At 61.9% G+C, this 22,239-nt stretch carries 18 protein-coding genes; 4 read left to right on the top strand and 14 right to left on the bottom strand.

Annotated features, from left to right (window positions below; translation table 11 throughout):
* Positions 1-28 precede the first annotated feature (28 nt).
* The 14 genes from RQX22_RS07320 to RQX22_RS07255 all read right to left on the bottom strand — a co-directional run bounded on the left by RQX22_RS07320 (position 29) and on the right by RQX22_RS07255 (position 19,291).
* Complete coding sequence (locus tag RQX22_RS07320) at positions 29-1,336, bottom strand: MFS transporter (RefSeq protein ID WP_315725065.1); 1,308 nt, start codon at positions 1,334-1,336, stop codon at positions 29-31.
* A 16-nt stretch (positions 1,337-1,352) separates the two neighbouring features.
* Positions 1,353-2,285, bottom strand: a complete 933-nt coding sequence (locus tag RQX22_RS07315) for a dipeptidase (RefSeq protein ID WP_315725063.1) — start codon at positions 2,283-2,285, stop codon at positions 1,353-1,355.
* A gap of 181 nt (positions 2,286-2,466) precedes the next feature.
* The gene (locus tag RQX22_RS07310) at positions 2,467-4,452 is read right to left on the bottom strand and encodes a S9 family peptidase (RefSeq protein WP_315725061.1); all 1,986 of its coding nucleotides are present in this window, start codon (positions 4,450-4,452) and stop codon (positions 2,467-2,469) included.
* Between the two features lie 308 nt (positions 4,453-4,760).
* Positions 4,761-5,765 (bottom strand): FecR family protein, encoded by a 1,005-nt coding sequence (locus RQX22_RS07305; RefSeq protein ID WP_315725059.1) that lies wholly within the window; start codon positions 5,763-5,765, stop codon positions 4,761-4,763.
* On the bottom strand, positions 5,762-6,313 hold the full coding sequence (locus RQX22_RS07300) for an RNA polymerase sigma factor (RefSeq protein ID WP_315725058.1): 552 nt from the start codon (positions 6,311-6,313) through the stop codon (positions 5,762-5,764). Before RQX22_RS07300 ends, RQX22_RS07305 begins: the two co-directional genes overlap by 4 nt.
* A 333-nt stretch (positions 6,314-6,646) precedes the next feature.
* The gene (locus RQX22_RS07295; RefSeq protein ID WP_315725056.1) at positions 6,647-7,684 is read right to left on the bottom strand and encodes a proline racemase family protein; all 1,038 of its coding nucleotides are present in this window, start codon (positions 7,682-7,684) and stop codon (positions 6,647-6,649) included.
* A 118-nt stretch (positions 7,685-7,802) separates the two neighbouring features.
* Positions 7,803-8,996 (bottom strand): lipid-transfer protein, encoded by a 1,194-nt coding sequence (locus RQX22_RS07290; RefSeq protein ID WP_315725054.1) that lies wholly within the window; start codon positions 8,994-8,996, stop codon positions 7,803-7,805.
* 42 nt (positions 8,997-9,038) lie between these two features.
* On the bottom strand, positions 9,039-10,274 hold the full coding sequence (locus tag RQX22_RS07285; RefSeq protein WP_315725052.1) for a metal-dependent hydrolase family protein: 1,236 nt from the start codon (positions 10,272-10,274) through the stop codon (positions 9,039-9,041).
* Between the two features lie 103 nt (positions 10,275-10,377).
* Positions 10,378-12,315 carry an acetate--CoA ligase gene (acs, locus tag RQX22_RS07280; RefSeq protein ID WP_315725050.1) on the bottom strand — a complete coding sequence of 646 codons (1,938 nt, stop codon included), beginning with the start codon at positions 12,313-12,315 and terminating at the stop codon, positions 10,378-10,380.
* A gap of 113 nt (positions 12,316-12,428) precedes the next feature.
* Complete coding sequence (locus tag RQX22_RS07275) at positions 12,429-13,517, bottom strand: DUF2332 domain-containing protein (protein ID WP_315725048.1); 1,089 nt, start codon at positions 13,515-13,517, stop codon at positions 12,429-12,431.
* A gap of 57 nt (positions 13,518-13,574) precedes the next feature.
* Positions 13,575-14,954 (bottom strand): MFS transporter, encoded by a 1,380-nt coding sequence (locus RQX22_RS07270; protein WP_315725046.1) that lies wholly within the window; start codon positions 14,952-14,954, stop codon positions 13,575-13,577.
* Positions 14,955-15,001: 47 nt separating this feature from the next.
* The gene (locus RQX22_RS07265; RefSeq protein WP_315725045.1) at positions 15,002-16,420 is read right to left on the bottom strand and encodes a serine hydrolase domain-containing protein; all 1,419 of its coding nucleotides are present in this window, start codon (positions 16,418-16,420) and stop codon (positions 15,002-15,004) included.
* The gene (locus tag RQX22_RS07260; protein ID WP_315725043.1) at positions 16,417-16,914 is read right to left on the bottom strand and encodes a CocE/NonD family hydrolase C-terminal non-catalytic domain-containing protein; all 498 of its coding nucleotides are present in this window, start codon (positions 16,912-16,914) and stop codon (positions 16,417-16,419) included. The genes RQX22_RS07265 and RQX22_RS07260 overlap by 4 nt, the downstream gene beginning before the upstream one ends.
* Before the next feature lie 142 nt (positions 16,915-17,056).
* Entirely contained in the window at positions 17,057-19,291 is a 2,235-nt protein-coding gene (locus tag RQX22_RS07255; protein WP_315725041.1) for a TonB-dependent receptor, read from the bottom strand.
* Between the two features lie 449 nt (positions 19,292-19,740).
* Between RQX22_RS07255 and RQX22_RS07250 the strand changes: the two genes are divergently transcribed.
* The 4 genes from RQX22_RS07250 to RQX22_RS07235 all read left to right on the top strand — a co-directional run bounded on the left by RQX22_RS07250 (position 19,741) and on the right by RQX22_RS07235 (position 22,227).
* Positions 19,741-20,070, top strand: a complete 330-nt coding sequence (locus RQX22_RS07250; RefSeq protein WP_315725040.1) for a PadR family transcriptional regulator — start codon at positions 19,741-19,743, stop codon at positions 20,068-20,070.
* A 2-nt stretch (positions 20,071-20,072) separates the two neighbouring features.
* A complete protein-coding gene (locus tag RQX22_RS07245; RefSeq protein WP_315725038.1) occupies positions 20,073-20,432 on the top strand; it encodes a DUF1048 domain-containing protein in 360 nt (119 codons plus the stop codon).
* Positions 20,433-20,612: 180 nt separating this feature from the next.
* The gene (locus tag RQX22_RS07240) at positions 20,613-21,455 is read left to right on the top strand and encodes an ABC transporter ATP-binding protein (protein WP_315725037.1); all 843 of its coding nucleotides are present in this window, start codon (positions 20,613-20,615) and stop codon (positions 21,453-21,455) included.
* Positions 21,456-21,465: 10 nt separating this feature from the next.
* Positions 21,466-22,227, top strand: coding sequence for an ABC transporter permease (locus RQX22_RS07235; RefSeq protein WP_315725035.1), 762 nt, complete (start codon positions 21,466-21,468; stop codon positions 22,225-22,227).
* Positions 22,228-22,239 lie beyond the last annotated feature (12 nt).

The following is a 22,239-nucleotide window of genomic DNA, read 5'->3' as shown; positions in this document are numbered from 1 at the left end:
AATTGCAAGCCCGGCGTCCTGAGCGGCGTCACTCCCTATCGATTTCCCTGCCGGCGCGCACGAAATGATAGGCACCCCACAATCCGGATACCGCGCTGATGAGCAGGGCGATCCGCAAGGATTCTTCCGGGTTCACAAGATAAGGCCTTATGAGATCAGACAAGGTTCCGATCCCTTGCGGAGCAACGATTAAATTGGCCACGTTCGCCGTGAACAGGCTGATCGCGACGGAAGCGGCCCGCATCTGCGGTTTGACCAGGTTATGAATGAGGGCGAGCCAAGGACCGATGTAGACGTTGGCCAAGGGGATGAAGAGCCAGAGCGACAACAAGGCAAGATTTCGATCCGCGAACCAGTGCGCAAGCATTGCCGGAATGGTGATCGCAGCAGTGATGAGGGCGGTGAAATAACATTGCCATGACATCGGCTTGCGAGACAGCCAGATCATCAGCAAGGCCGATGCCCCAAGTGCAAGCCCGCCGCCGATGCCGTTCATCATTCCAACCTCTACCCCGGCCTCGGCAACCGACAGGCCGTGCGAACGGGCGAGGAATGCCGGTGTCCACCAGATCAGACCCATGCCCGAAAAGGTCGCGATCGTCCCGCCTGCAAAGATATGAAACAGCGACTTGCGGCTGTGAATGAAGCCAAGCGTCTCCCGTAGACTGTGCGGCTTCGCCGATCCCGCCATAGGCACCGAATCATAGCGCCCCCGCTTTGGTTCGTTGATTGTCAGCAGCAGCAGAATGATCGGGATCCCTGCTGCTCCCGCAGCCAGCAAGGCCGTCCTCCAACCATGGGCTTCGGCGATGATTCCCGCGGCAATCCCACCGATTGCGGAACCAATCGGCACGCCAATCGCGAAGATCGAGGTAGCCACTAGGCGGCGGTGGCGCGGGAAATAGTCGGCCAGCAAGGATTGCGACGGCGGCGTGCCGCCGGCCTCGCCGATGCCGACACCCATGCGGCCGATCAGAAGCTGCAGGAACGTCTGGGACAAGCCGCACACGGCGGTCATTGCCGACCAGGCCGCCAGCGCCGCGGCGATCATCTTTTTTCGGTTGACGCGGTCGGCCAACATGCCGAGCGGAATACCGGCAGTGACGTAGAAAATAGCCATGCCGACGCCGGTGACTAATCCCAACGCACTGTCGGACAGCTGGAATTCCGCCCGGATCGGCTCGATCAGAGTAGAAAGAACGTAGCGATCAGCAATATTAAGGGCATAGACCGCGGTGACGACGAACAAGACCCAATAGGCCGTCCTCGCTTCACCGGCGTTCTGCCAGTCTGCATCTCCAGGCTTGGCTGAAGCAATTGCGTCGGCTGGTCCCACGGTCCGCCCCGCCAATTCAGGCGTTCCAGGCCGCCTGATAGACCCGCATCCAATTGCCGCCGAGAATCTTGTCGATATTCTCCTGGGAATAGTTGCGGCTCATCAGGCCCGCGCGAACGTTACCGATCTTGCTGATATCCTCAAACCCACGGACATATTCGATCCCATCCTCCCCGTAGGTCATCTCGATCGGGAAAGAGAATGACTTTTCAGGATCCACCTTGAAGGTGCCGCGACCGTGGACGAAGTCCGGACCAAGGCCGATATGGTCGGGCCCGACGAGCCGCATCAGATAATCTATCTCGTCGAGGAAGCGATCCATGGTCGCCACCGGTGGACGCTGACGAACTCTGTCCTTTTTCACATCTTTGTAGCCCCAAGTGAGGAACGTGCTGATCACATTAAGGCCGAAGACGCCGCCGGTCCGAGCGATCCCTTCGATCACGCGATCGCTGGTGCAGCGCGGATTGTCGTTAAGCGTCTTTGCGTTGGAATGGGTACAAACGACGGGCCGCTTGGCGAGCGATAGGATGTCGAGGCTGGACTGCTCGCCGCTATGGCCGCCGCAATCCATGAGTATGCCCATCTCCTGCATGTCCTGAACCAAATAGCGGCCCGCCTTCGTCAGGGGCATGGTCGGGTCGAGGCAACCTCCGGCAAATTGATTGCCGAGATTATAGGCCAGGTTCACGCAGCGAAGCCCAAGCTCGTAATAGGCACGAAGCGCGGTCTGAGGCGGCATACTGGTCCAATTGTTCCCCTCGGACGCTTGAAGCGCGTCGGCAAATTGCCAGCCCAGGATCCAGGCGACCTTGCCGTCGCGCTTTGCATTGATGATGTCGGAGAAATTTCGAACCAGCGCGACACGACTGCCATGCTTGTCAATGAAGTCGAAGGTCTGGGCGAAGTCGAGGAGGCTGGTGATCGAATTGGCAAGGACGACGTCCACGCCGCCTGCTTTGACCAGATCCAAATACTTTTCGCTCAGCGTCGAGGCATCGCTTCCGTCGACCACGAAATTGGCCGCTTTTGGAGACGCCGCACCAGCCCGCCGCCCCAAAGGGGCCGCACTTGCAGCCGAAGCAATGGCGCCTGCGCCAACCGCCGTCAAAAAAGTTCGACGCCGCATGTCATGATCTCCCTTCGATATGGTCTTCGAACCACCCGACCAGTCGCGCGCAATAGTCGAACACCGCCGGAAACGTTCGAATGCCATGGCCTTCCTCCGGATAGACGGCGAGGACGGACTTGGTCCCATTGAAGAGCAAGGCGTTGTGAAACTGCACGGCCTCTTCGGGCGGCGTGCATTTGTCGAGAATACCGGCAATGTTGAGGGTCGGGGTCGTCACGTTCTTGGCGAACATGATCGCGCTGCGGGTATAATATTTGCCTCCGGGATTGGTGTAATCATCCTGCAGAATCATATCCATGAAATGCGGGATGTTGGAGACGAGGCGTTCAGTCACTTGGTTGGTGTGCGGCGCGACAGAGACGGCCGCCGCAAAGCGCGCGTCCTGCGTCACCAGCCAGGAAGTCATGTTGCCGCCGTAGCTGCCGCCGGTGACGCCTATGCGGTCGGGATCTGCGATCCCGCGATCGACGAGCGCATCGAGACCGGAAAGGTAATCGTAGGTCTCCGCGCCGTTCATGTCGCCCATGATATGACGGGCAAAAGCCTGGCCGCGTCCCGACGAGCCGCGGGGGTTGGGATAGAAGATCGCATATCCTCTCTTCAACAGCATCAGGAACGGAATTCCGCCTCGGCCTAGCCATGTCGGGCGCCAATGCCAGACAGGCCCGCCATGGACGTGCAGGATGGTCGGGAACGGTCCCGTCCCCTTCGGTTTCAGCAGATAGCCGTGAATTTCGAGACCGTCGGGTGCATTCCAAACGACCTTCTCCACGCTATCCAGAGCGTTCAGTTCATCCGCAAACCCGACCTCCAGTGATTTTGCGCAACGATACTCGCCGTGGCGAATGATCGCGATCTCTGGCGCCCGGGTGAAATTTTCGCCGATCAGCACACAATCGCCCGGATCCCCGAATCCCGACACCTGGATATAGCGCCCCCCGGCCGTCACCTCGTCGCTCGCCCACACGTCCTCGCACGCGCCCGAATTCGCGTCGTAAAGCGCCACAACAGTCTCGAAGTCGCGGTGGCCAGCGATGAGGAGCGTGTCGTCCGATCGCCATTCCGCATAAGTGACATCGATATTTCCGGTATCGACCTTCCTTATCTCTCCGCCTTGGGTTTCTACGATGCGCAGGTCGCCCGCGACGAGCCAGCGGTCACTGCAAATCGCCTCGGCGACGGCGATCCATTTGCCGGATGGAGAAGCCGCGGGCCAACCGAGCTGATCATCGGGCCGGTAGACCTCGCGGCTATCACCGCTTTCGATATCGATCACCTGCAGCCCGACATTGTACCAAAGGCCTTCCCCAGGTCCCGGGGAAGCCACCGCCACGATCGCCCCCCTCCCGCACCAGGCCGCCTCCCAGATGTTGATGCCATCGGGACTCGCCTGCCGTACGGACCCGCTGTCGAGATCGTAGACATAGGCCCGCCGCCATCTGAAAGCCTCGTCCCCCGTCTGCACGTCCGGAATCCAGGACGGCAGGCTATTGTCCGCCTGCTTGCTCGCGACCGCCCCCTGGCCGCCGGAGATATCGGCACCATGTCCGGCGACGCCGAGGAGGATGCGGGAGCCGTCCGGTGACCAATGAAGATATTCGACCCAGCCATCGACCGGCGGCGTCGCCGACGCGGCGCCGGTTATCGGGTCGAGGAGATGAAGCTGGAAATCACCGCCCTTTCGCCGGTCGGACAGGAAGGCGACATGGCGTCCGTCGGGTGAGAATTTCGGCGAACGGTCGGAATTGGGCCCAAATGTCAGGACATGCGTCTCGCCGCCTTCCAACTCGGTAAGGCAGATCCGTGCCTTCGGCGTGCCCTCCAAGGCCTCCGCCAGCGTCCCGGCGAACACGGCTTTCTTTCCATCCGGAGACACGGAGACTTCCGCGGCATCGCTGATCCGGCCGGTGCCCGGCTGGCGCGCCGCGACGTGAAGCGCCTTAGCCTCGTCGAACAAAGGTGAGTCGCGGAGGTCCGTTTTCATTTCAACTCCAAAGTCTTGGAAGTCCCGCCGCAAGAGTTGCGACCTGGGATAATGCTATTCATCGGCGTGTGATCGACGTCGGAACCGGCTCAGGGAGAGCAACTCGAACAATGCCATCGAATATTGTGCTAAATTTTACGCCACGGCCTCTGCCCTACCGCATCGATGGTAAAGGCGCCCAGTATATGCCGGTCACGATCGGTGCCGCGAAATGGTTTGCTCACACATTTACCCTCCACCTGACGACCCTTCTTGCAGAGCGCGCTGTCGAGGACTCAAGACAAGGATGCAGTGATTCGCTGTAATGCTCAGTCGGAAATTCTTATGGCCTCTTCCGATTCCTCGACCCTGACGCCATAAGCGTCACGCAACAGTGCGACGAATGCGCGTGGCTTCGACGAGGGGAAGGTTCCGCCGATCTGCATGTCCGGCGCGTCGGGGCCGGTGACGATCAATTGCTTTCGGTTGTAGCGATTGAACTCGGCGGCGACGTCCGCGAGCCGCGTCTGGTCGAAGCTGAGCATGCCTTCGCGCCAGGCCAGCGCTCCTTCCACCCTCTCTTCGGACTTGGCGGTGACCAGGGTCGCAGGTCCCCGCGCCACGGCAATGTCGCCGCCGGCGATCGTAGTCGAGCGGCCGATACCCGCGCTGCCGATGTCGTCGACGCGTACCCGTCCTTCCAGCACCGACACGATCACCTTGTCGCCGTCGCGGCGCACCGAGAATTTTGTGCCGAGGACGGTCACTTGGCGACCGCCCGCATGGACGATGAACGGGCGTGTCCGGTCGTGGGCCACCTCGAAATAAGCCTCGCCACGATCGAGCCAGATCTCACGGCGCTCTGTACCGACTGCGGCCCGGACCGCCGATGCGGTGTTAAGTTCCATGCGGCTACCGTCGTTCAAGCCGACCATCCGACGGCCGCCAACCGTCGTCTCATATTTGGTGGCGACAGTGGCTGCGGGCCGGTCGAGGTCGAGCTGAATGTTGAACCAGCCCAAACCGACTATGGCCACCAGTGATGCGGCGATCGCATGCGGCACCCACCAGCGCCCTGCGGAGGCACGATCGGGAACGTGGGCCAGACCGGTCGGCTCAGCCATATCGGCCGGTGCTGCATCGCCTGCGCCTAGCGCGCGGATGCGGTCCGACTGGCGCCAGCCTTCGTCGAGCCGCAGCCAGGCAATGCGGTTGAAATCGGATTCGTTGAGCCAGGCATCGAACGCCGCCTGATCGCGGCTCGTCCAGCCCGGCTCCTCGCGCGCGACGATCCATTGCGCGGCGCGTTCCTGGGCTTTGCGCAAGCGGCTCATCCGTCCGCCTCCTCTCGGGGCGAGGCAGGGCGACTGCGCACGATCCGCCCGGCGCCGCCCAGCATGTGATCGGCCAACGCCTTCATACCCATCATCACCTGATGATTGACTGCATCCTGGCCGATGCCGAGCCGATCGGCGGTTTCCCGAACATTCAGCCCTTCCACTTTGCGCAGCCAGACGATCTCGCGCACGCGCGGCGACAATTTCTCCAGACCCGCCTGCACCCGGCGCAGGGCCTCGCGCGCGTTCAGATGCCGCTCGGTATCGAGCAGGTCGGCGCGGTGCTCGATCATCTCGAGGTCGGCGACCAGTTCGAACGAGACGATCCGGGCTCGCTTGGCGCGGTTGATCAGATGATTGCGCGCCACGGTGAACAGATATTGCCGGGTATTCACCGGCAATCCGCTCCGCGCACTTGCATAGGCCTGCGCATAGATGTCGTGCACCAGGTCCATCACCTCGTCGTCCACCCTCCAGTTGCGCCGAACGAAGCGCGCGAGCGACCGTTCGAGAGGCAGTACCTCCCGCCGGAACCACTCATCCATAGCGCCTTGCTCGAGCATGATCCTGCCGGGCTATCCCCTCACGTCATCTGCTTCTCCACTTAGGACAAGCAAGTGCAGGAATGCTGTAACTGAAAAATGCGGAGAGGCGTAGGGTGGCAGTGTTTCCGCTGGCGTTGTCGGACAGCCGCAACTTGTCGCTGCATGACCCGGCGACAACCCTGCTCTTGAGATCGCAGGCCGTTCCGCTTCCTGATCGGTCCGCTTCGCGAGAAGAGATCTTGCAGGCCCAGCGTTGGGAAATGAATCCTTCGAGACCATAGCGAGCAGCGAGTGTCTGGCGTGCCTTCGGTCTGACGAAAACCGATCTCGAACTCATTGCGTCAGCGTACCGGTAACGCCCCAAGTGTCCGCGACGATGTAGCCCACCGGGAACGGGTCGGTTGGGTCGACACGATAATGGTGGAAGCCGGTGATCCATGCCCGGCCACGAATTGCGGGCACGATGGCGGGTCGGCCGGCGACCTGTACTTCGCGCACGATCCGCCCCTCGAAACGCGAGCCGATGATCGACCCATGTGTCAGCCTGCCGCCGACACCCAATTGGCCGCGGGCATGCAGCACCGCCATCCGCGCACTCGTGCCTGTGCCGGTGGGACTGCGATCCGAGCGGCCAGGGGCGACGATGCACGTGTTCGGCGTTGGCTCTCCACCGGCGCGGACCGGCTCGGCGAACTGGACGATGGAAACGCCTTTTATGTCCGGATTCTCCGGATGCACGACGTCGAGTTGCGCGCGCGCAGCCAAGCGGACGCGCTCGCCAAGCTCTGCCAGTCTGCGGGCATTTCCGGGCTTTATGGGCAGGCCGACCGCAGCGGCGTCGACGATGGCGAAGAACATGCCGCCATAGGCCACGTCGACCGACATCTGGCCATAGCCTTCCACATCGATCATGACATCGAGCCGATCCACGAAGCAGGGGACGTTCTCGATCTCGACGCTTTCGCACTTGCCCTCCCGACAAGTGGCGCGCGCGGTCACGATGCCGCCGGGCAAATCGAGCGTCACTACCGTCTCCGGCTCGTGCATCGGCACCATCCCGGTCTCCAGCAGCACCGTTACGATGCACATCATGTTGGAACCCGACATCGGCACATATTCGGTCGGTTCCATGATGATCGCACCGGCATCGCAGCCGGGCCTGGTCGGGGGCACAAGCAGGTTGACGTGACGGTTCACGGCACCGCGCGGTTCGCACAGGAGCAGGCGCCGGACGTCGTCATGGTCACGCTCCATGGCGCGCATCTTTTCGAACATGGTGTCGCCCGGCGGCGGCGCCACACCGCCAATGATGACATCGCCGACTTCGCCTTCAGCATGGCATCCGATGACCGAGATCAGCCTTTGCGGCATAGACAACGACCTCCCATTCGCGACAGGTGCGTCTTGCTTTATAGATAGGGTCGGCCGCAACCCTGACCGGCCGAGCGACTGTGCTGGGTATCGGTAACCCGCCTGGTCCAGCCTGCTCTCAGCGCGCGCATTCGTACAATGTCACCACGCAGGCGCCGCCCAGGCCTATATTGTGCTGGAGCGCATAGCGGACGTTGTCGACCTGCCGCCGATCGGCGGTGCCCCGCAACTGATGGGTCAGCTCGAATATCTGCGCGAGTCCCGTGGCGCCGAGCGGGTGCCCCTTCGACAACAGGCCTCCGGACGGATTGGTCACGACTTTGCCGCCATAGCTGTTGTCGCCATCGGCGATGAAACGCTGCGCCCCGCCCGGCGGGCAAAGACCCAGCGCCTCGTAGGTAAGCACCTCGTTCTGGGCGAAGCAATCGTGCAGTTCGACCACTTGGATATCGTCGGGACCGATCCCGGCCTTTTCATAGACGGCATCGGCGGCGCGCCTGGTCATGTCGCTCCCGACGAGGTTGATCATGTCGGGCGGATCGAAGCTGTTGGGAAGATCGGTCGTCATCGCCTGGGCGACGATACGGACCGTGGGATCGAGGCCATGGCGCTTGGCGAAGTCAGGGGACACCAGGATCGCCGCTGCTGCGCCGCAGGTCGGCGGGCAGGCCATCAGCCGGGTCATGATCCCAGGCAGGATCGGGGGCGATTCGAGCACCTCTTCTTCGGTCAGCACGTTGCGGAACACGGACAAAGGATTTCGCGCGCCATGCCGGCTCGCCTTTGCGCGGACCTTGGCGAAATCGGCCAGGGTGGTACCATATCTGTCCATATGCTCCTTGCCCGCGCCGCAATAAAATTTGGGTGCGAGCGGCACCTCGCCATCGACCAGTTCGTCGCAAATGACGTTGAAGTCCGCGACCGGAGACGGCCGATCGGAGAAGACGAGTCCCAGGGCGCCCGGCACCATCTGCTCGAAGCCGACAGCAAGCGCACATTCGGCGGCGCCGCTTTCGACCGCCTGCCGCGCCAGGTATAAAGCGGTCGATCCGCTGGCGCAGGCATTGTTGACGTTGACGATCGGAATGCCGGTCATCCCGGCCTTGTAGATCACCTTCTGGCCGGAGCTGGTGTCGCCATAGACGAACCCCGCATAGGCCTGCTCGATCAAATCGAAGCCAATGCCGGCATCCTCGATGGCGAGGCGGATCGCGGCCGTTCCCATTTCGTCATAAGGGGGGCTCTTGCCGGGCTTGCCGAAGGGGATCATCCCGACGCCCGCCACCAGAGCAGATCTTTCGTCACCGGCCATTTGTCTTCGTCCTTGAAACCATTGGTCTTCACCCGCGCCAGATCAGCCCTTGAAAAGGCTGCCGCGCGCCATCACGAACTTCACGCTTTCCAGGATGGTCACATCCTCGAGAGGGCTCGCATCGACCGCTATGATGTCCGCCGACTTTCCGGCCTCCAGAGTACCGACCTCGTCGGCGATGCCGAGCAGTTCCGCCGCGTTCAAGGTCGCCGCAACGAGGCAATCCTTCGCCGACATTCCTGCTTCCGCCATCAGTCCGAACTCACGCCCATTGATGCCGTGCGGGGCGACCGCCGCGTCCGTGCCGAAAGCGATGCGCACCCCGGCCTTGTAGGAACGGCCAAGCGCGTTCTTGATCTCCGCCGCGACTTGCCGCGCCTTGTCGGCCTGCGCCGAAGACATGGTCGGACCGCGAGACATTTCCAACGCGGCCATTCCCGCGATCAGGGTGGGCACGTGGAACGCGCCTTTCTCCAGGAACAACTCGATCGAGCGGTCGTCCAGGAAACTGCCATGCTCGATCGAATCGACGCCGGCTTCCAGGGCCGCATTGATGCCGGCTGCGCTATGGGCATGGGCGGCGACGGGCCGGCCGAGGGCGTGCGCAGTCTCGATGATCGATTCGATCTCCTCGCGAAAGAATTGCTGATCGAGACCGGTCTTGGTGTCGGTCAGGACGCCGCCAGTCGCCACGAACTTGATCGCGTCGGCGCCGAAAGCCACCTGCTGGCGCACGGCGCGGCGGCAGGCATCGACTCCGTCGCAACGGCCCGCCGTGGAATGAACGCAGGCGCAAACCTCCTCACGATAGGGAAAGACCTGGCCGTGCCCGCCTGTCGGTCCGAGGATCATGCCCACGCAGAGGATGCGGGGTCCGTCGACTAGTCCGTCGGCGATCGCATCCCGTAGCGCGAAGATGATGTCGGGACTGCCGAAGGCGCCGACGTCGCGGACGGTGGTGAAACCTGCGCCCAGGGTCAGCGCGGCATAATGGGCCGCCTTGAAACCGGTCTTGGGTTCGGAATCCTGTACCATCTCCAGAAAGACTTTCGGGCCGAACTGGCCGGTCAGATGCACATGGCAGTCGATCAGGCCCGGAAGGACGAACTTGTCGCTGAGATCGACGAGGCTCGCGCCATCGGGGGGATCGATGAACCCGGACGCGACGGACTTGATCCTGCTGCCTTCGATCAGCAGGCTTTGCTGACGCTTCGGCGCTTCGCCCGCATCGGCGAGCAGGGTCCCGGCATGGATGACTTTGGTATCGGTGGCGATCATGGGACAATCCTAGGCAGACTTGCCGCGATTAGCAAAGAAATTGCGTGGGAAGCACTTATATCACCCCGGTCCCGTAAGTGCATTGCTTGCGAAGCAACACCCGTCACTGGACACGATTGCGCACCAAATCCTCGACGACGCCCGGCTCGGCCAAGGTGGAGATGTCGCCCAGGTTGGAGAGGTCGTTCTCGGCAATCTTTCGCAGGATGCGGCGCATGATCTTTCCCGACCTCGTCTTCGGCAGGGCTGGCGCGAACTGGATGAAGTCGGGCGCGGCGAAGGGGCCGATCTCCTGCCGTACCAGATTGCGCAGCGCGACCTTCATTGCATCGGTCGGCGCCACCCCGGATTTCAAGCTGACGTAGCAATAGATGCCCTGGCCCTTGATGTCGTGCTGGCAGCCGACGACAGCGGCCTCGGCGACGTTCGGATCCGCCACCAGGGCGCTCTCGATCTCGGCAGTGCCGAGCCGATGACCGGAAACGTTGATGACGTCATCGACCCGGCCGGTGATCCAATAATAGCCATCCTCGTCGCGGCGGCAGCCGTCGCTGGTGAAATATTTACCGGGATAAGTCGAAAAATAGGTCTGCAGGAACCGTTCGTGATCGCCGTATATGGTTCGCGCCTGCGACGGCCAGGAATCGGCCAGGCAGAGATTGCCGCTGGCCGCCCCCTCCAGCAAGCTGCCGTCGGCGTCCACCAAAACGGGCTTGATGCCGGGCAGGGGCCGTGTGCAGGAACCCGGCTTCAGCGCGGTGGCGCCTGGCAGCGGGCTCATCATCACGCCGCCCGTTTCGGTCTGCCACCAGGTGTCGATGACCGGGCAACGGCCCGCGCCGACCACGTGATGATACCAGAGCCAGGCTTCCGGATTGATCGGCTCGCCGGCGGTGGCGAGCAGGCGCAGCGATTTGCGGCTGGTGCGGGTCACCGGCGCCTCCCCTTCGCGCATCAAGGCGCGGATGGCAGTCGGCGCGGTATAGAAGGTGGCCACCTTATGCTTGTCGACCACGTCCCAGAAACGCGACACTGTCGGATGATTGGGCACGCCTTCGAACATCAAGGTGGTAGCACCATTGGCCAGTGGTCCGTAGATCCCGTAGGTATGGCCGGTGACCCAGCCGATGTCGGCTGTGCACCAGTAGATTTCCCCCGGCCGGTAATCGAACACCAGCTCATGGGTGTAGCTTGCCCAGGCGAGATAACCGCCGGTCGTATGGACCATGCCCTTGGGCTTGCCGGTCGATCCGGATGTGTAGAGGATGAACAACGGATCCTCCGCGTTCATCGGCTCGGGGTCGCATCCGGGTTCGGCCCTCGCGATCAGATCGTCGATCCAATGGTCGCGGCCGGCAAGCATCGCCACGGGGGCGCCGGTCCGCCGCACGACCAGGACATTGGCGACGGCCGGACACTCCCGCAATGCCTCGTCGACATTGCCCTTGAGCGGCACGATGCGACCGCCCCGCATGCCCTCGTCGGCGGTGATGACGATCCGGGAGTCGCAGTCCCTGATGCGGCCGGCCAGGCTGTCCGGCGAGAATCCGCCGAACACGACCGAGTGGATCGCACCGATCCGGGCGCAGGCCAGCATCGCCACCGCCAGGGATGGGATCATCGTCAGATAGATGGTGACCCGGTCCCCCTTCCCGACCCCGCGTGCCTTGAGCACATTGGCCATCCGGCACACCTGCTCGTGCAATTGGCCATAGGTGAATGTCGCCTGCTGGTCAGGCTCGTCGCCTTCGAAGATCAGCGCGATGCTATCGTGCATCGCCGGCAGATGGCGGTCGAGGCAATTGACGGAGGCGTTGAGGATACCGTCGGCGTACCAGCGGATGCGGAAATCGTCGGCGGCGAAGGAGACATCCTTCCCCTGAGCGAAGGGCTTGATCCAGGAAAGGCGGCGACCGATTCTGGCCCAATAGGCGTCCGGATCGGCCTCGGCCTCGCGCGCTGCCGCTTCATAACCGGCGGCGTCCATGTGCGCGCTGCCTGACCAGGCTTCGGCGACCGGAAAGATCTCAGCCTCGGACACGCCATATTTCCTTCCGTCCCATTTCTCTCCCGATCACCAAAGTGCCATCTGTCTGATCGATCCTCATTCGTGAGCAACGCCAGTTGCGGCGCCAGCCTGCAGGGGCACTTCCCTCAGCCGGTCCACTCCATCGATCCGTCCTTCAGTCCGCCGACCCGACCCAGCAGCCGCTCCCTCTCGCCGGCGCCGGAATAGATCGTGTGGAGGATCTCCATCGGCAGCGGGTTGGTCGCGCCGCCGGAGGACAGTGCGTCGCCGACCATCTCGATGCCGATCCGATGAATGGTCCGTTCCCGGCCACGCCGGCGCAGCAATTCATCAAAGCTGGCCCGCGCTTCCGCCGGCCATTGATAGAGGCATTGTGAATGATAGACGCAGACTGGGCCCTCAATTTCGTCGAGCAGAGATGGAAGCGTTTCCAGCGCATCGCCCTTCACCACTTCGATCGGGATATCGGCACGATATTCGAGTGCGGCCCGAAGGTTCGCTACTTCGGCCGGCCAATCGGCGATTGTCTGAGCGACCACCCAATTACGGACATCCGGGTCCTGTGGATCAAGGGGTGCCAGATCGAGGCCGATCCGGCGCCTGATCCGTGGGAACGTCTTTGGTCGCTGTGGAACCTTGCCGACGAACTTGCCGACGACGGTGAACGGGGCATCATCGGTGTCGAGGATTTCACCATTGCCGAAATCGTAGCGATAATGATCGAACAGGGTCAGCAAACCTGCGCTGCAGCCAATCTCTACGATGGAAAAGGGTTCGCCGATCTGCTTGGCGACATGATCGAGCGATAGCAGAATTCCCATTGCGCGCGAGGTCGACGTCGTCTGCAACGTCCGCGACCTGAGAAGGCGGATGATTTCATCCTCGTGCGCGTGGCAGAAAGCGGTGAAGATCGGCACGACATCGCCCGGCAGTCTTGGATCGGGTCGGACCGAGCCATAATAGTCCGCCAGCGGCTCCTCGGGATTGTTGAGGACGAGATAGTGGACTGCGCTCAGCAGCATCAATCCGGCGAGTTGGCCGGGCTGCGCCTCGCAAGACAGGTCAAACAGATAATCGTCGTCCGCGATGGCGCGAAACAGGACCGGGTAGAGCGCATCGGTCTTCCCCGCGCTTTGGCCGAAAACGAACAAGGTCTCGCGGCTCCGCAGATGGTCGTAAATGGCCGCGGCGTCGATTGGGCGCTCCGCGCTCATGGCTGATTCCTCGCATTTCCTTCGGCAGATCCAAGGCTAGGCCGTATTGCCTTGCTGTCAAGGAAGATTGCTTTGTACGCAATTTTTTGATTCTGCTTCCACGATCGCGACTGTCCGGCGGTATCGGCTCTCCATGAAGCGGGCGAGCAAGAAGCAGGCCACATAAGCCGGCACGCCGACCATCGCCATCGCCCACATCAGGCCCCTCTCGACGCCGACCATCTGGTCGGAGACATATCCGATCAAGGGCGAGGCGATCGCCTGGCTGAACAGGAACAGACTGCCGATCGAGGCCGCTCGCGTGCGCACAGGGGCCGGCACGATATCCACCATCATGCTCGGCATCAACGACGCGGCGGGGACGAAGATGATCGGAAGGATGAAAACCAAAGCATAAGCCTGCCAGATTGCTGTTGTGAAGGGCAGCAGCAGAGCCGGCAGGATCAAGAGTATCGCCGCGTAGGAAATCGCCCTCAATGCAAAGGCGGTGCCAGCGAGCCGGCGCCAAACCGGCGTCAGGATCATCGCCAGGACCAGGCCGATTGCCGCGCCGGCCATGAAGTAGGTGCCGTAGCTGACGCCGACCGTCGCGGCATCCACCTTGAAGGCGCGAATGACCGAAATGACCGTCCAGGTGCCCATGCCGATGACCGCGAACTGGAACAATCCCACCGTCGCGTAGGTGCCGAACATCACGAGGCCATGTTCGCGAAGATAGGGACGGATTGGCGCCATCGCCTTGGGGCCTTGCGCGGCGGTGACCGTACGCTTGGTGCGGCCGATGGCGAATATTCCGAGCGCGACAAGCGGGCCAGGCAAGGCGACAAAGAAAAACACCAATCGCCATGCCTCCAGTTCCTGGATCGACGTCGGCAGCAGCGGTCGCAGCCCTTCGATCGCGCCGATCGAGGCGCCACCCAATGCTGTGGCAAGGCCGCCGCCCAGAACCTGGCAGGCATAGAAAATGATGAAGGCGCGTGGCTGCCATTTCTTGGGAAACAGGTCGGAAATGAGCGACCAGATGATCGGAAACAGGCCGACTTCCCCGATGATGATGGCGACGCTGCAGAAGAGCAAGGTGGGAAAGTCCCAGGCGAGGCCGGTGGCTGCGGTCGCTATCGACCAGAAGATCACGGAAAGGGCCAAGACCGTCCGCCGCTCGAAACGATCTGCGAGCCAAGCCACGGGGTAGGCGAAAAGCATCCCGAACAAAGCCGGCGCGACGCCATGCGTCTCGCCGATCTGGAAATCGCTGAGCGACAGATCCTGCTTTATGAACTCCGCCAATAGCAGCAGAATCCGACCGTTGACGAAGCCGAACAGCATGGCGACGATCAATATCGCCAGCGCATACCAGGCACGGGGTGACGGGCGCGGACCGACTTCCGGCGCGGGCACCGGCATCTCCGCCTCCGCTCCAGTTAGAATCGTGGACATCTCTATCTCCCTCCCTCTGGTCGCGTTGCGGCTCTCTCGCCTGTCCGTCAGCCTGTCCTCGGCATGAACCGGGTCCACTCGTACATCAGCCCGGCCCGACGGGTCGCCGTCGCCGGAAGCGCGGTGATCACGCCGCCGCGCCCGAGGATGCCGGCATAAGCGCCAGCCTCGGTTCCGGCCCGGATGAAGCGGCCCGACCCGATGCTGCGAAAGATCGTCTCCGGCGGAGTCGCGGCGACCCGTTCCTTGAATTGCTCGCGATGCTCGTCGTCCCAAGGTTCGAACGCGCCGGTGACCACCAGTTCGTCGCCACGCACCGCTACGGTCAGGTTGCGCTGGAAGGTCCGATATTCGCCGGCCAGCGCCGGGTCGATCGGTTCAGGCCGCACGTCGAAGGGCGGCGTGACCTTGCGTCCCGTCAGTGATTCTATCACCTTGGTGTGGACGATATCGTTCAGCGCGCCGGTGCCGGGCCCGGTGGCGAAGCTGATGATGGTCGCGTCATAATCCGGCAGGACCGAAAAATTGGAGACGCCGCCCGGCGACCCGCCAGCATGGCTGTAGGCCGTCGTTCCTGCAATCGGATAGGCCCACCATCCGAGGCCGACAGGCGGCGTCGGCGGTACGCCCAGGTCGAATTCGGTGGCGCGCATCGCCGATACCCAAGCCTCACCCAGCACATGCGTGCCGTTTGGAGCGACGCCGCCATTCAAATGGATGCGTCCGAACGTGAGCATGTCCTGCGGACTGACGATCAACGTCGTGCCGCCGCCGGCCAGCCCTTCGCCCAGGGTGAAGACGGAACTGGCTCGCAATCCGCCCGTGGCGGGATCGAAGGTCGCGCCGACCGCAGTGCGGCGGAGGAAAGCCTGGGTCTGGAGCGCGGTCGCGCCGCCCATGCCGGCGGGATCGAATAATTCGGTCTGGATCGCCCGCTCGAACGGCTGACCGGTCACTTCCTCGATGATGCGGGCGGCAAGCACGAAACCGGGATTGGAATAGCTGACGCTGGTGCCGGGCTCGAACAGCAGGCCGATCCGCGGCAGATGGGCGGTATAGGATTTGCTGGCATCGCGGCCGCGAACCGCGACCGGGCAGAGCGAATCGGAATCGATGCCATTGGTGTGATTGACGAGCATGCGCACCGTGATGCGCGCGGCCGCATCAGGATCATTCAGCGTGAATTCCGGCACATAATTCTGGGCCGGCGCATCGAGATCGACGAGACCGCGCTCGACGAGGCGGAGCAAGGCCATCGTCACGAGGACCTTTGTGACGGAGCCGAGCAGGAAGCCGGTATCTTCGGTAAAGGGCTGACCGGTGTTGAGATTGGCGCTGCCGAAGGGAAGCACCGCCTGCTCGTCACCGATCGACACACCGATGACGGCGCCGGCCACCCCTCGGGTCACATCAGGATCGCCGAGCAGCGCGCTCAATTGTTCTTCGATTGCTCGGATTGCACTCATGCCTGCTTCCCTTGGTTGCGGACGTCCGCCGTCGCCCATTGCGGCCCATCACCGATGACACCGACGACGAGATGGGAGCGCCTTTCCGGATCATGGAAGATCGTCCGGATCGCGACCATCGGCGTCTCGCCGAGACCGCCCCTATGGCTGTTGCGACCGCAACGCGGGAAGTCGGCCGAGAAGCTGTCGATGCGGATGTGCCGGCTGGCGCGAAAGCGATTGGGGGTCGCCCGCAAGTCGACGTCGAACTCATAGATATTTGGTTCCAGCAGCGAAGCCGCTTCGGGAAGATTGCGATGGCGGCCGTCCGGAAAGACATCGGAGAGGCGGCCGACGAAATCCGTGTCGACCGCATCGGTGCTGACGTGGAAGATCATCTTCAGACGGCCGACGACGTCCAGATTCTGCGCCGGTTCGGGCCAGGTGAAGGCCTGATCCAGGCGCGGCGCGGACCGGAGGAGGCTCAGCGGTCCGCTGTGCGCATCAGGCGACATGTTAACCGACCTCATTTGACGGCGACGAACCTGTGGCGGACGCTGCCATTCATTTGCTGAGGTCAGCTCCTCGACGAAGGGCCAGGCCGTACGCTATGAAGATGCGCGACCGACAATGAAGCCGGCCGCGCATATTCCAACATCAGAAATCGAACGTCAGATCGACGCCAATCGTGCGCGGCGTGATCAGATAGGCCCTGAAGTAAGTCAGTGCCGTCTCCTGCGCCAGATAGCTGATCGCACGGACGTCGCCGACATTCTTGACATAGAAGCTCAGCCTCCAATTGTCGGCTTCTACACCGGCGCGAAGGTCGAAAACATGATAGCCCGGCAAAAGCTGGCGTGGCGTCGGCAGGGTGACCAACTCGCCAAAGTAATTACTTTTGTAGCGCCAGTCCGCGCCGACGAAGCCGTCAACCCCGAACATCGGCCATTTATAGTCGGCGCTTGCCGCGAGTTGCCACTTCGGCGTGATCGGCAATCGGTCGCCCTTCCTGCCGACAACGCTAGGCTCCGAATCCTTCGTCAGCTTGGCGTCTGTGTACGCGCCGTTGAAACCAAGCGTCAGGCCTGCGATCGGTTTGTAGTTAAAGGCCCATTCGAAACCTTGGCTTCTCGCGGTGGCACCGTTGGCAAGGGCGTTATAAATGCCAATTCGTTGCCCGACCTGAATGTCCTTCCAGTCAATCCTGTAGGCGGCAAGTTCGACCGTCAAGGCGTTCTCCAGCAGCGAACCCTTATATCCAATCTCGTAATTTGTGGTGGTCGATGACTCGAAGGTGGCTGGAAAGTTCGGATCAGGCGTAAGTGGCGCGACATTCGGCCCGCCGGGGACGAACCCTGTGGCAACGCGCACGTACACCATGTTGTCCGGCGTGACCCGGTAGCGTGCGTCGGCGGACCAGGTAAAGACCGTATCGGTTGTCGTCGTGAAAGGAGCTGAGGGAGCCACAAGGCGGCCAAGCTGCTCAAAAGTCTGCTTTTGATCGCTAATGCGTCCGCCTAGGGTGAAATCGAACTCCGAAGTGACTTCAAAATTAAGGTTACCGAATCCGGCCAATTCGCGATAGGTGGTCGGTTGAAAGCTGCCGCCGACTTCCGGAGGCACAACGGCATCCAGGCTCTTCTTATAGGCTAGATATTTCTGGTCCTGAGATGCTTCCTTGTCCGTATAATAAACGCCGACCTGCCAGTTCAGCCAATTGTCTCCATCTGACGCCAGCCGGGTTTCATGGACAATCTCGTCGCCCTTATAGTCGAAATCGACCAGCAGCGTCCAATCTCCGCTAAGGAGCCCCGGCAGACCTTCTTTGAGGAAGCCCGCCGTCGGCCCAAGGCCGATCAATTCGGAAAAATTGCGGAAGCGCCATTTATCATAGGTCGTGCTGGAGGTGAGGGCGACGCCCCCCAGATCCCAGTTGACCGTGGCATTATACATTTGGAGACGCGACTCGCCCGGTTGATCGGCAAAGCGCGTCTGACAATAATCGCAGCCGAGTGGCGCGAGGGTACCCCCGTCGACCTCAACATAAGCAAGCCCGTCCCACCGGCGCTGTTGAGTGAGCGCGTTCAGACGGATCGAGAGATCCGGACTTGCCTGCCACAGCAAGGATGCGCGACCGCCATAAACCCGCATGTCGTGAATGTCCTCGCGGTCTCGCGAAGGGTCGTCGATATAACCCGGATATTCGTTATGATAGCCGACCGCGCGGAAAGCGAGCGTGTCGCTCAGCGGCACGTTGATCATGCCGTGCAGATTGTGCCCCACGCCATCTGCGTGCGCCACGCTGAAGAGGCCGCCATGCACCTTGGCTGCAAAGCCAGAGGGGTCGGGCGCATTCGTCACATATTTCAGAACGCCGCCCAGGGCCGTGGCGCCATAGAGCGTGCCTTGAGGACCTTTTAGAACCTCCACGCGCGCGACGTCGAAAGTGTCGAAGTTTGGCGTGTTCGCCGACCCTCCGGAGAACGGCCCCACGCCCACGAGCGGCGTATCATCGATGTAGGTCGCAACCGGCGCATTGATCGAAAAGCCCGTCGAGGCGATACCGCGAATGACGAGCTGCGTTCCCTGCGCTTCGGACATGTTCAAGCCAGGCACCTTGCCGACAAAATCCTCCAAGCGGTAGGATTGCTCCCTTTCGAGTTGCTCGCCACCAAGTGCCGTCAATCCCATCGGCACATCGAGCGAAGATTCGCTCTGCTTCCGGGCGGTCACCACGATTTCGCCTTGGTCCTGCGACGCGTCGCTTGCTGCAACATCGCGCTGGGCGCCGTCCTCGGCCCTGGCTTGCGCAGCGGGCAACAAAAGCAGGACCATCGTGGTCGAAAGAAGCAACGCCTTTGGCTTTAAGCACGCGGTCATGATCGTCCCCATCTTCCTGTTCCCCCTTGTCGGCCCCCTTTTGGAAAAAACGCCACCAGAGGCAGGATGCGCATGCATGGGGGATAGTGCTGCGACCCTCCATATTGCTGACTCGTAATTGCTCGTCTGTCAAGAGTATTTGCGTCGTGTGCAATTTTCCGTGAACCCCTGCTTGTGCCTCAAGCCAAGGGCGCGCGCCGCCGAACTTGCCTGACGAGCAACTTATCGTCACCAACGAACAATCGCTACGGAAGATTCACTCGTCGCCCAGCTTGATTTACCGCACGATCGCCACCTTGATCGAGCCGCGCGCCGGCGCGTTGACCACAGCGGTCAGTAAATGCCTCGCGCGAGCCCAGGCTGCTCGAAAGGCATGAGACGCTTCGCAGGCTTGACGCCGCTATTCAGCGCCACTATGTACCGGTAATTAGCAACGCTTAGTAGTGGAAAGTGATCGCCGGGTGGGAAAGCAGATTACGGAGATGCTGAAGGGCACGCTGGAGGGTATCGTCCTGGCGATCCTCTCGGCCAAGCCGGCTTATGGCTACGAGATTACGGCGAGGTTGCGCGACGAAGGCTTCGCCGACATCGCCGAAGGCACGGTCTACGCCCTGCTCGTCCGGATCGAACTGCGCGGCCTCGTAGATATCGAGAAGATCCCGTCGGAGAAGGGACCGCCGCGCAAAGTCTATTCACTCAACGCCCAAGGCCATGCTTATCTTGAAGAATTCTGGAAGACCTGGAACTTCCTCGCGGAAAGGCTCGACCGACTTCACAAAGGAGAAATTTGACCATGTCGATTCTTTCGGATCTCGCGTTGAAGCTGATCGGCGACAAGAAAAGGTGGCGCGCCTACAAGGCGCGAGTTCGCAACCTTCCCGACAATTATCGCGAAGCGGTCGATGCGTTCGAACGCTATCTGATGTTCTCCGGGCCCGGGGATGCCGACAACGCCGCCTCCCTCCTCGAGAATATCGCCGACCTGTTCGAGCAGAGCGCGGCGGACGGGATTCCCATCCGCGACATAGTCGGCAATGACCCGGTTGAATTCATCGAAGAGATGATCCGCAACTATCCCCAGGGGGACTGGCGGCTGCGGGAGAGGCAGAGGCTGACGGAAAGCGTCAATCGCGCAGCCCAGAACCAATCGTAACCAGCGAGCAATCCTGCGGGAGCGCAGGTGCAGTCCTGCGCCCCCGTTTTAATTTGCGCCTGCAGGAGTCGTTCACAGAAAATTGCAGGATAAGCAATTTCATCCCTTGACGCGCGCTATTCTGTGTCACTATGTACTGCTAGTTAGCAACGCATAGTAGCGATTGGAAGGAGTGTCCTGGTGGGAGCATATCAGACCCAAGGCAACGCGATCTGCGTTCGCGGCCTGGAGAAATCTTACAAGGATTTGAAGGTGTTGCGCGGCGTCGATTTCGACGTTGCTCGCGGTAGCATCTTCGCCCTGCTCGGCTCGAACGGCGCCGGCAAGACGACCGCCGTGAAGATCCTGTCTACTTTGCTCACAGCAGATGCCGGCGCAGCCTTGGTCAACGGCTTCGATGTCGCCACGCAGGCCACGAGGGTACGCGATTCGATCAGTCTCACCGGGCAATTCGCGGCGGTCGACGAAATCCTCACCGGCCGCGAGAATCTGGTGCTGATCGCCCGCTTGCGGCACCTCCAGAATCCGGGCGCGATCGCGGACGGATTGCTCAAGCGCTTTTCACTGACCGACGCCGGCGCGCGGAAGGTGTCGACCTATTCCGGGGGCATGCGCCGCAGGCTCGACATTGCGATGAGCCTGATCGGCAATCCGCCGGTCATATTCCTCGACGAGCCGACGACCGGCCTCGACCCCCAGGCACGCATCGAAGTGTGGCAGACGGTCAAGAGCCTCGCCGAGCAAGGCACGACGGTATTGCTGACGACGCAATATCTGGACGAAGCGGAACAGCTCGCCGACCGGATCGCGATCCTCCACGAAGGCCGGATCATCGTCAACGGCACCCTCGACGAGCTCAAGAAGCTGCATCCACCCGCCAAGGTCGAATATGTCGAGAAGCAGCCCACGCTCGAGGACATTTTCCTCGCCATCGTCGGCGCAGCCGACAAGCAAGATAACATCGGAAGCAAAGGCACGCCAGGCGACACCGCTGAAGCCGGCAACGCTCCCGCAGCCAAATAAGGAATTCATCATGAGCACGCATTTCTTCGGCGACACCGCCGTCCTGCTCGGTCGCTCGCTGCGTCACATCACCCGCAGCGTCGACACCATCTTCACAACCGCGGTCATGCCGATCGGCATGATGCTGATGTTCGTCTACGTCTTCGGCGGCGCGATCCAGGCCGGGACCGACAATTATGTGAACTACATGCTCCCCGGCATCCTGATCATCACGATCTGCACCGGCATCTCCTACACCGCATTCCGGCTCTTCCTCGACATGAGGAACGGTATCCTCGAACGCTTCCAGTCGATGCCGATCGCCCGATCGGCGGTGCTGTGGGCCCATGTGCTCACCTCACTCGTCGCCAATCTCCTGTCGGTGGCGGTGGTCCTGCTCGTCGCCCTGATCATCGGCTTTCGCTCTGGCGCCGGCATAGAAGCTTGGCTGGCCGCGACCGGCATCCTGGCCTTGCTCACCCTGGCATTGACCTGGATGGCGGTCATCCCCGGCCTCACTGCCAAATCCGTGGAGGGGGCGAGCGTCTTTTCCTATCCGCTCATCTTCCTGCCGTTCTTCAGCTCGGCCTTCGTGCCCACCGCCTCCATGCCGGGACCTGTCCGCGCCTTCGCAGAAAACCAGCCGGTGACGGCGATCGTCAACGCGATCCGCGACCTTCTGGCCGGGCAGCCGGTCGGCAACGCGATATGGATCGCACTTGCCTGGTGCGTCGGCATCCTCATCGTCGCCTACGTCTTCGCGATGATCACCTATCGGCGCCGCATGTCCTAGCCACAACGCCTT

The sequence above is a fragment of the Sphingosinicella rhizophila genome (assembly GCF_032378825.1).
Classification (GTDB): Bacteria; Pseudomonadota; Alphaproteobacteria; order Sphingomonadales; family Sphingomonadaceae; genus Allosphingosinicella; species Allosphingosinicella rhizophila.
The sequence above is the reverse complement of the archived record's forward strand: the minus strand, read 5'-3'. Positions and strand labels throughout refer to the sequence as shown.

Bases quoted from the DNA above. Each gene is read 5' to 3' on its own strand.
- RQX22_RS07310 (WP_315725061.1), bottom strand. From the start codon at position 4,452: ATGAAAACGGACCTCCGCGACTCACCTTTGTTCGACGAGGCTAAGGCG.
- RQX22_RS07305 (WP_315725059.1), bottom strand. From the start codon at position 5,765: ATGAGCCGCTTGCGCAAAGCCCAGGAACGCGCCGCGCAATGGATCGTC.
- RQX22_RS07300 (WP_315725058.1), bottom strand. From the start codon at position 6,313: ATGGATGAGTGGTTCCGGCGGGAGGTACTGCCTCTCGAACGGTCGCTC.
- RQX22_RS07295 (WP_315725056.1), bottom strand. From the start codon at position 7,684: ATGCCGCAAAGGCTGATCTCGGTCATCGGATGCCATGCTGAAGGCGAA.
- RQX22_RS07290 (WP_315725054.1), bottom strand. From the start codon at position 8,996: ATGGCCGGTGACGAAAGATCTGCTCTGGTGGCGGGCGTCGGGATGATC.
- RQX22_RS07285 (WP_315725052.1), bottom strand. From the start codon at position 10,274: ATGATCGCCACCGATACCAAAGTCATCCATGCCGGGACCCTGCTCGCC.
- RQX22_RS07275 (WP_315725048.1), bottom strand. From the start codon at position 13,517: ATGAGCGCGGAGCGCCCAATCGACGCCGCGGCCATTTACGACCATCTG.
- RQX22_RS07270 (WP_315725046.1), bottom strand. From the start codon at position 14,954: ATGTCCACGATTCTAACTGGAGCGGAGGCGGAGATGCCGGTGCCCGCG.
- RQX22_RS07265 (WP_315725045.1), bottom strand. From the start codon at position 16,420: ATGAGTGCAATCCGAGCAATCGAAGAACAATTGAGCGCGCTGCTCGGC.
- RQX22_RS07260 (WP_315725043.1), bottom strand. From the start codon at position 16,914: ATGTCGCCTGATGCGCACAGCGGACCGCTGAGCCTCCTCCGGTCCGCG.
- RQX22_RS07255 (WP_315725041.1), bottom strand. From the start codon at position 19,291: ATGGGGACGATCATGACCGCGTGCTTAAAGCCAAAGGCGTTGCTTCTT.
- RQX22_RS07245 (WP_315725038.1), top strand. From the start codon at position 20,073: ATGTCGATTCTTTCGGATCTCGCGTTGAAGCTGATCGGCGACAAGAAA.
- RQX22_RS07235 (WP_315725035.1), top strand. From the start codon at position 21,466: ATGAGCACGCATTTCTTCGGCGACACCGCCGTCCTGCTCGGTCGCTCG.